Below are 607 nucleotides of genomic sequence, written 5' to 3' on the forward strand. Positions count from 1 at the left end.
CACGGCCGGACGGCGTGTTTGTAGTCGGCTCGGGCATCGACATCCCGCTGATCAAGCCCGCGCTGGAGGCGGCCACCTCGCTGCCCTTGTCGGCGCCCGAGGAGCCCGAAACGGCGCTGGCCCGCGGGGCGGCGCTGGCGTCGGCGAACGCCCCGCTGTTCTCGTCGTCCACCGCGGCGCTGGCTTACGCCCAGGACCCGGGCACCGGCGCGATCAACCCGTTCGCGGTCGCGCCCGGTTACTTCGACACCCCGGGCACCCTGGGCAGGGACGCGCTCGCCTACAGCGCCGTGCCCGACGAGGTCGACGACCTCTACACCGGCGCGCACACCGGCGCCACCGAACTCGTCGACGCGGGATATCCCCAGCGCAGCTCGTTCCGGCTGGTCGGAGGCATCGTGGCGGGCGTCTTCGTCATCGGCGTGGTGGCGTTGGTCGTCTCCCTGGCGATCGCCATCCGGCCCACGGCCAACGTCCGGCCCAGCCCGAACCAGAACGTGGTCGTCGCGCCGACCCGGCCCGCCCCGGCCCCCGCGGCCCCCAAAGCCGAGGCACCGCAGGCGGAGGCTCAGCCGCCGTGGCCGCCCCCGAAGCCCGAGGACAAGGC

At 74.5% G+C, this 607-nt stretch carries 1 pseudogene; it reads left to right on the forward strand.

The features are described from left to right. Positions 1-607: pseudogene (locus tag A5704_RS21150) on the forward strand (hypothetical protein); the annotation flags it as partial.

Source organism: Mycobacterium sp. E735, assembly GCF_001666955.1.
In the GTDB taxonomy this organism is placed as follows: Bacteria; Actinomycetota; Actinomycetes; order Mycobacteriales; family Mycobacteriaceae; genus Mycobacterium.